General features: G+C 70.4%; 5 protein-coding genes, 1 tRNA gene and 1 pseudogene. 1 reads left to right on the plus strand and 6 read right to left on the minus strand.

From position 1 onward, the window contains the following. Nucleotides 1–244: 244 nt before the first annotated feature. The 3 genes from lysA to ABZ920_RS26465 all read right to left on the minus strand — a co-directional run bounded on the left by lysA (nucleotide 245) and on the right by ABZ920_RS26465 (nucleotide 3,740). Nucleotides 245–1,636: a diaminopimelate decarboxylase gene (gene lysA / locus ABZ920_RS26455; RefSeq protein ID WP_361509862.1), complete on the minus strand. Its 1,392-nt coding sequence runs from the start codon at nucleotides 1,634–1,636 to the stop codon at nucleotides 245–247. Nucleotides 1,637–1,655: 19 nt separating this feature from the next. Continuing rightward, complete coding sequence (nrtL, locus tag ABZ920_RS26460; RefSeq protein ID WP_361509865.1) at nucleotides 1,656–2,840, minus strand: ArgS-related anticodon-binding protein NrtL; 1,185 nt, start codon at nucleotides 2,838–2,840, stop codon at nucleotides 1,656–1,658. Nucleotides 2,841–3,194: 354 nt separating this feature from the next. Continuing rightward, nucleotides 3,195–3,740 (minus strand): response regulator, encoded by a 546-nt coding sequence (locus ABZ920_RS26465; RefSeq protein WP_361509880.1) that lies wholly within the window; start codon nucleotides 3,738–3,740, stop codon nucleotides 3,195–3,197. Between the two features lie 138 nt (nucleotides 3,741–3,878). Between ABZ920_RS26465 and ABZ920_RS26470 the strand changes: the two genes are divergently transcribed. Beyond that, nucleotides 3,879–3,950, plus strand: a tRNA-Arg gene (locus tag ABZ920_RS26470). Nucleotides 3,951–4,537: 587 nt separating this feature from the next. Here ABZ920_RS26470 and ABZ920_RS26475 read toward each other — a convergent pair. The 3 genes and pseudogenes from ABZ920_RS26475 to ABZ920_RS26485 all read right to left on the minus strand — a co-directional run. Next, a complete protein-coding gene (locus tag ABZ920_RS26475) occupies nucleotides 4,538–4,660 on the minus strand; it encodes a hypothetical protein (protein WP_361509868.1) in 123 nt (40 codons plus the stop codon). A gap of 160 nt (nucleotides 4,661–4,820) precedes the next feature. Beyond that, complete coding sequence (locus tag ABZ920_RS26480) at nucleotides 4,821–5,243, minus strand: hypothetical protein (RefSeq protein WP_361509871.1); 423 nt, start codon at nucleotides 5,241–5,243, stop codon at nucleotides 4,821–4,823. A 188-nt stretch (nucleotides 5,244–5,431) separates the two neighbouring features. Then, a pseudogene (locus ABZ920_RS26485) lies at nucleotides 5,432–6,184 on the minus strand (IS481 family transposase); the annotation flags it as partial. Nucleotides 6,185–6,644: the final 460 nt, after the last annotated feature.

The following is a 6,644-nucleotide window of genomic DNA, read 5'->3' on the forward strand; positions in this document are numbered from 1 at the left end:
CCCACGTCACGGGCGCCGCCCTCACGCTCCCCGTCGAGGGCCTCCCCACGCCGGGGCGTCTCTCTCCCCCACGTCGAGGCACTGCCCCGCACCGTCGAGGGGCTGCCCCGGCAACGTCGAGGGGCTGCCCCGCACCGTCGAGGGGCTGCCCGCATCGAGGTGTCCCCACGCCGAGAGGCCTCGACGCCGGGTCGCGCCGAGAGCCGGCCACCCCGCGCCGAGAGGCCCCCCGCCGGGACGGACCTCATCCCACGTCGAGACGCAGCAGGTCCTCCTCCGTCTCCCGCCGGACGATGACCCGGGCCGCGCCCTCGCGGACGGCGACGACCGGCGGACGCAGCACGTGGTTGTAGTTGCTCGCCATGGAACGGCAGTACGCCCCGGTCGCCGGCACGGCGATCAGGTCACCCGGCGCCAGGTCGGCGGGCAGGAACGCGTCCTTCACCACGATGTCACCGCTCTCGCAGTGCTTGCCGACGACGCGGACGAGCATCGGCTCGGCCTCCGAACTGCGGGAGACCAGCGCGACGCTGTACTCGGCGTCGTACAGGGCCGTCCGGATGTTGTCGGACATGCCCCCGTCGACGGAGACGTAGGTGCGCAGCCCCTCCAGCGGCTTGACCGTGCCGACCTCGTAGAGCGTGAAGGCGGTCGGGCCGACGATGGCGCGCCCCGGCTCGACGGAGATGCGGGGCGTGCGCAGCCGGGCCGCCTCGCACTCGCGCGTGACGATGTCGGTGAGCGCCTTGGCGATCTCGTGCGGCTCGCGGGGGTCGTCGCCGCTCGTGTACGCGATGCCGAGCCCGCCGCCCAGGTCGATCTCGGGCAGTTCGACGCCGTGCTCGTCGCGGATGTCCCTGAGCAGCCCCACGACCCGGTGCGCGGCGACCTCGAAGCCGGACATGTCGAAGATCTGCGACCCGATGTGGCTGTGGATGCCGACCAGTTCGATCCCGTCGAGCTGGAGGGCGCGGCGCACCGCCTCGGTGGCCTGTCCCCCGGCGAGCGGGATGCCGAACTTCTGGTCCTCGTGCGCGGTGGCGATGAACTCGTGCGTGTGAGCCTCGACACCCACGGTGACGCGGATCTGCACCCGCTGCCGCTTCCCGAGGGACTGGGCGATGTGGGCGACGCGGACGATCTCCTGGAAGGAGTCGAGCACGATCCGCCCGACGCCCGCCTCGACCGCGCGGCGGATCTCCGCCGTGGACTTGTTGTTGCCGTGGAAGGCGATGCGCTCGGCGGACATCCCGCCGGACAGCGCGGTGGCGAGCTCTCCGCCCGAGCAGACGTCGAGGTTCAGCCCCTCCTCGTGCAGCCACCGGACGACGGCACGGGACAGGAACGCCTTCCCGGCGTAGAAGACGTCGGCCCCGTCGCCGAACGCGCTGCGCCAGGCACGCGCCCGGGAGCGGAAGTCGGCTTCGTCCAGGACGTAGGCGGGGGTGCCGAACTCCTCGGCGATCCGGCCGACCGGCACACCGCCGACGGTGACGGCGCCGTCGGCGTCGCGGGTGACGGTCTCGGCCCAGACCTTCGGGTCGAGGGCGTTGAGGTCGGCGGGCGGGGCGGAGTAGTGCCCCTCGGGCAGGACATCGGCGTGACGGGGCCCGGCGGGGTGGGCGGAACGGCTCATGATCGTCTCGTGCGCTCTCTCAGAGATGGTCGGGTGCGTCGATGCCGAGCAGGGACAGGCCGCCGGCCAGCACCGTCCCGGCAGCTTCGGCGAGGGCGAGCCGGGCACGGTGGGCGGCCGAGGGTTTCTCCTCCCCGCGCGGCAGCACACCGGCCAGAAGCGGCAGCACGGCGTCGGCCACGGCGACGAGATGCCGGGCGAGCCGGTCGGGGGCACGGTGGGCCGCGGCCCGGGCCAGGACGCGGGGATGGTCGGCGAGACAGCCGAGCAGCGCCTCCGCACCGCTCACGGCCCCGGGCCGAGCGTGAAAGCCGAGGTCGGCGGCGTTGCGCCCGAGAGCCCGGGTGCGGGCGTGGGCGTACCGCACGCGGAAGAGGGGGTTGCTCTCCCGCTGGACCAGGTGCTCGTCACCGATCCGGGGCCGGTCGTGGAGGGCGGAGTACAGCAGCGCCCAGCGCGCCGCATCGCGACCGAGGGCAAGGGGGTCGGCGGGGGCGGGGACGGGGCGGAGGAGGGCGGCGCGGCCGGTGCTGTCGGCGTCGTTGGCGTTGTCGGTGTCGCCGGAGTCCCGGAAGACGGCCTGGGTCTCGACTCGCCCGCCTTCCCCGTCTTCCCCGTCTCCCCCATCTCCTCCGTCGGCGTCGACGTGCACGCCGAGGACGGCCTCCCACTCGGGCGGCAGCGGCGCGTCACAACTGGCGCGGACGACGACGCCCTGCGCCCGAAGCATCCGTGCGACGACGTCCATGACGACGACGGCACGCACTTCAAGGGGGCAGTGCAGCCGGACGACGGACGGCGAGGGCCGGGCAACGCGGGCGCCGCTGTCGCCGCTGTCGCCGTAACGATCGGTGCTGCCCACCACGAAGCCGTACCGCGTGCCCTGCCGCAGGATCTCCTCGACGAGGTGGGCGGAGGCGGCCGGGCGCAGGCTGATGTTGAGGAACCCGGGCCCGGTGACAGCGACCTCGCCGACGCCATCGGCGCCGGCGAGGTGCGGCCGGAGGATCTCGGCGACGCGCAGGGGCGGCTGCCCGGCGGGGCGGGCGAGCTGGAGGGCGATGTTGGTGGCGTAGTCACCGCAACCGCCGGGCCCGGGGGTGGTCACGACGGCCCGCTCCGGCACGGCCACGCTCAGCTGCCCCTCGTCGACAGCACGACGCACCGCGCGCAGCACGGTGCGGGACAGCTCGACGGGGGTCACGCTGCAAGCGTAGGGGAGGAGGGGGGTGGGTAGGCGAGCCAGTTCGGCCAGGGTCCGGGATGTGGACAGCGAGATGGGACGCACGAGGCTGGATCGTGTCCCCGTTGGTCCACGGGAACACCCCTGCTCAGGTAACTCGACCTGGACTGGGACGGCGGGACGCACACCGGCCACCCACAATCCGAGCCACACCACCGGGCGACGGGTGTGACGAAGGGAACCCGCCGAGACCAGAGAGGCGGCCGGCACAGGAACCAGCCGGAAGGTCGACACCCTGAAAGATCAACTACCGCCGGATCACCGGGTAGGGGCGGTCACGCACCGGAGACAGATCGAACTGCGAACTTCGCAGAATCAGCCACCGGCGCTTCCGGCCGGCTCGGCCTCTCCGGCGCCGAGGGAATCACGAGGCCCCCCGACATCCTGACCACCGGAACCGTCCCCGCGCCCCTCCCCCTCACCCCGCCCGCGCGCCGCCTGCCCCTCCAACAACTGCCGCACCAGCCGGACGAGCTCCGCGGGCTCGAAGGGCTTGGCAAGGAAGGCGTCAACACCGACGTCGAGGCCGGCGTCGACCTCGTACTGCGTACAGGCGCTGACGATCGCGAGAGGCAGATGATGCGTCCGCGGGTCCGCGCGGAGCCGCGCGGCGGTCCGGAGCCCGTCGAGCCGCGGCATGACGACGTCAAGGGTCACGACGTCGGGCCGCACCTCATGGACGACATCCAGACACTCGGCACCATCGGCCGCGGTCACGACCTCAAGACCCTCAAGCTCGAGGTTGACCCTGATCAACTGGCGGATGACCTTGTTGTCGTCCACAACAAGCACCCGGCCCGACGCCCCTGGCACAACTCGAGAGTAGGTCGGGACCGGCCATCGCGTCCGGGTTTTCCCCACTTCCACCCCGTGCGGGGGAGCGCTCGCCCGGGCGGCCGAACACCGCCCCGACGGCCACGCCAGGGAAAACGTTCATGACCACCCCGACGAAGCTGGTAGTGTTCTACCCGTCACCGCGCAACGGAACGCGCAGGACACGCCCCCGTAGCTCAGGGGATAGAGCAACGGCCTCCGGAGCCGTGTGCGCAGGTTCGAATCCTGCCGGGGGCACCTCGAAGAAGGTGCCAAAAGACCCCGCCACCAGCGAAAACGCTGCAGGCGGGGTCTTCGTGTCTGTGCAGGCGTATGCCGCCCGAAGCGGCCGTATGTCGGGGTCTGTGGACTATTCGTGGACAGGATTTTGAGACGTCTGCCCAGGTCAGCCCCGGCAAACGGCAAGGCCCCCGGACAAGTCCAGGGGCCTGAGGGTCGGTTGATCGGCGGTGACCGCCAGTAGCCGATCTCGGTCGGCTGACCGTCGCGGTAGAGCACAGTGCAGTGGCCGCGCCCTGAGGGCAAAAAACAGTCCCCAGTAGTACTGCGCGTGTCCTGAAACTCCAGTCGTCACTGTCGCTTCGGTATCGCGCCGGCTTGCTGGGGGCCTAAACCACATCCTGTCCAAGTCACTACGTCGACTAGACGTCTTCGTCGACTCTGCAGCAACTCTTTCGGTGTTATGGCCTACTAACTACGATCCACGCCAGGCGCCGTAAGTCAATAGCCTTTGCGCAAGTTCCGCAGGAAACCTCTCGCGATCACCTGCGACTGCGGCATCCGGCTCGTCCGCGGGTCGACGGGACCCGGTCGCGGCCCCTGGGTCACAGACCCAGGTCGATGGCCACGCGGGTCAGTTCGGCGGTGTTGGTGATGTTGTAGGTGCCCAAAGACCCCGTCACCAGCGGAAACGCTGCCGGCCGGGGTTTTCGCGTATGTGTAGGCATGTGCCAGCCCAGATCGGGCGGCCAGGGTCCGTGGACTGTTCGTGGACAGAATCTTGAGGTGTTTGCCCAGGTCACCACACAAAAACGTTGGTGGTCCCCGGACGAGTCCGGGGACCACCAAGGTGTCTCCTCCACTGAGCCTGATCACGACGCCGTCCCGCTAGTCGGCAGTGACCCCCCAGTAGGCGATCTGCACGGGCCGGCCGTCGCGGTAGAGCACCGTGCAGTTCCCCTCGGCGCGGCCCGGGAAGCCCAACCGCTCGGAGTGGAGGGCGGCGTCCCACTCCGCGTAGGTGGGCCGGCCGTGAGGAGCCCACGCACGGACCTCGTCATCGGTCAGCAAGCGCATGAACGGGCCGTTGTCGGTGTCCGTGCCCTCGATCATGCAGGGAAAGTCCAGCACGGTGCCCGTGCCGCCGGTGAGTATGTATTCCTGCCAGTCCGGGTCGCGCCACAGCTCCTCGAGGGACCGGCCCTCGAAACCGTGGTTGTCCCGTGCCAGCTCCTCTTCCTGGGCCTGCCGGAATGCGGCCTCCAGATCACGCTGATACGGACGAGTGTCGCGCCATGCGTTGCCGCCCACCTCTGTCCCTCCCCACCTGAACTGTTCAATCGAAGGCGCAGCGTAAAGGACGGCACTGACAGCGCACCGTCCGATCACTCGTACTCGCGCAGCAGTTCCTCGATCTTGCGGTTGGCGATCTCCTGCCGTCCGTCGATGCACTTGGCGTAGCGGGTCAGCAGGACCTCGACGCAGCGGCGCGGCGCCGTCCGCTCGACCTTGCCCGTCGTGGTCGGCGAGGCCGGCTGGGTGAGCCGGTGCGCGATCCCGTTCTCCCGGCAGATCCGGTCGAACAACACCTCACCGCCCTGCCCGAACCGGTCGGTGAACTGCTTGCCATTGTCGGTCAGCACCTCCTCCGGCACCCCGAACCTCTGCAAGGCCCGGACGAACGCCGAGCAGACCGCCCGCCCCGTCGCCCGCTCGACCACCGACGCGATCACGCAGTACCGGGAATGGGCATCCACCCCGGTCACCACCTTGGCCTCGGTCAACTCACCCGTCACCGGGTCGACCAGCATCACGCCGCCGACGATGTCCATCTGCCACAGCTGCATCGGACGGTCCCGCTGCCAGCGCTTGTAATCCGACCGCTACCGGCGCCGCACCCCCGGCTCCACCAACCCGTGACGGACCAGGATCCGGTAAACGGTCATCCGTGACGGCACCGGGCTCACCGTCCCGGACCGCTCAAGCACATGGGCGATCCGCCGCGGACCCCACTTCGGGTGCTTGCGCCGCAGCTCACACACGGCCGCTTCCACCTCGGCAGAGGCCTGATGCGGACACGACGCCGGCCTGCGCGAACGATCCGCCAACCCCGCCAGGCCCGCGGCCTCATACCTCGACTTCCACCCGCTGACCGTCTGCCGCGAGACGCCCAGCTGGGCGGCGACCTCCGTCACCGTCGCACCCGCCAACACCGCAAGCACAGCCCGGTATCTCTGCTCGACAACCGACAACTCCACCAGCGCCAATCCCGGCCTCCCCACACACGCCGCAACGACGCGCACAGAAAAACCGATCACGGCCACTGTCAACCATCAGCTGGGACCGAAGTGTCAAGCATCTACCGGGACCGGACACGCCCAGCAGCCCGAACGTGATTCAAACTCTCCCTACTGGTTCAAGGCGGCTCGCTCCGCTCCCCGCGCGCAGGCCCGGCCCCCGGCCGGGCCTGCGCTCCTAATGGCGCCGTAAGCGGGCGGGCATGTAGTGATCCGTAGTCGCTCCTGAGGCCTGACCTCTCAAGACAGAGGCGGCCCGACATGCCTTCCCGCTCTAGCAAGCATCGCGGGGGTGGCGGGGCCGGTCCGCGCTCCTGCCTTCGTCCCGCGCGGACCCGCACCATCGACTCCGACCAGGCAACCGGCTCCGTACCGCGGTCCCCCGCCGGCCAGGACGGTTCGCCGCGGCCCCGAC

Origin of the sequence: Streptomyces sp. NPDC046831 (genome assembly GCF_040645305.1) — a bacterium.
GTDB lineage: Bacteria > Actinomycetota > Actinomycetes > Streptomycetales > Streptomycetaceae > Streptomyces.